Here is a 1071-nt window from a genome sequence, read left to right on the forward strand (position 1 = left end):
TCGCGAGATCGCTGCTCGAAGCCGGAGGATTCAGACCCCACCTACACTCTGGATTGCGATGAGCCTGATTGATTCCCAAACGGCGAGGCCTTTCGCTGTTCCGCCCAGGCGCCGAGATCCGCCGATCGTGGTCACCGTGAGGGGCACCGTCTTCAGGAGCTCTCGTCCGGAGCGGTCGAGATTATCGTCGTGCTCGTCATGGGACAGGAGCACGAGGTCGACGCCGCCGATCTCGGCCAGAGATACAGACGGACCCTGGGTCTTCACGAGTGAGAACCCAGGGACGGGGGTCTGGTACTCACCTGGCTCATCGAAGGTCGGGTCGGTCAAGATCCGGAGGCCCGCGTAGTTGATGAGGACAGTAGGCCCGCCAACGACCTGAATTGGTACGGACTCGATCCACGGGGTGGTTGACACAGGGTCCTTCCTTCCATCGCTAAGGTGGCTATTTGAGTTTGTTCGAACCGAGATGGCCGATTCTGTTTGGGCTGCCGGGCGTCGTGATTCGAGGTGTGATGGCGAACTTGAGGCGGATCTATCACGAACTCGTGCGTTTTGAGACCGAGCTCTGGGCAGCTGTTGATCTGCGGCTTCGGAGTGATTGTGGTTTACCGCTCACATGGTTCGAAGTCTTGTTCCTTCTCCGCCGGGAACCCGGTCAGCGTGTCTATGACGTGGCCACAGCGTTCGCCATCAGCGTCGGAGGCGCAAGCAAGGTTGTCGACAAGATTGAGGCTGCAGGTCTGTGCCGGCGAGTGGCAAACCCGGAAGATCGCCGCTCGAATTTGCTGGAGTTGACCCCTTCGGGGGCTGCTTGCGTCGACGAGGCTCTCCTCATATTCGACGATGAAATCCAACTGCGCGTTGGCGGGGTTATGACCGAGCCGGAGCTGGAACAGTTCGAACGGTCCTTGCTCCGGTTGCGCGGAGGTAATCCCGCCGCACCTGCGTAATTGATCTGGAGGCCGGGGGCATCTCAGATCATGCTTCCCGGCCTCCAGGAGCCCTAGGGCGTGTTGATCAAGAGGTTCCGCTCCTCGGTGGGTGAGTCTTGAACGGTGACGCGACAGG

At 60.2% G+C, this 1071-nt stretch carries 2 protein-coding genes; one reads left to right on the forward strand and one right to left on the reverse strand.

Going from position 1 to position 1071, the window contains the following annotated elements; all coding sequences use genetic code 11:
* Positions 1-30 precede the first annotated feature (30 nt).
* Positions 31-417 carry an MBL fold metallo-hydrolase gene (locus tag ABD882_RS18460; protein WP_345188951.1) on the reverse strand — a complete coding sequence of 129 codons (387 nt, stop codon included), beginning with the start codon at positions 415-417 and terminating at the stop codon, positions 31-33.
* Between the two features lie 32 nt (positions 418-449).
* On the opposite strand from ABD882_RS18460, the gene ABD882_RS18465 reads away from it, so the two are divergent.
* Positions 450-953, forward strand: a complete 504-nt coding sequence (locus tag ABD882_RS18465; protein ID WP_345188953.1) for a MarR family winged helix-turn-helix transcriptional regulator — start codon at positions 450-452, stop codon at positions 951-953.
* Positions 954-1071 lie beyond the last annotated feature (118 nt).

This window comes from Microbacterium panaciterrae (assembly GCF_039541635.1).
Classification (GTDB): Bacteria; Actinomycetota; Actinomycetes; order Actinomycetales; family Microbacteriaceae; genus Microbacterium; species Microbacterium panaciterrae.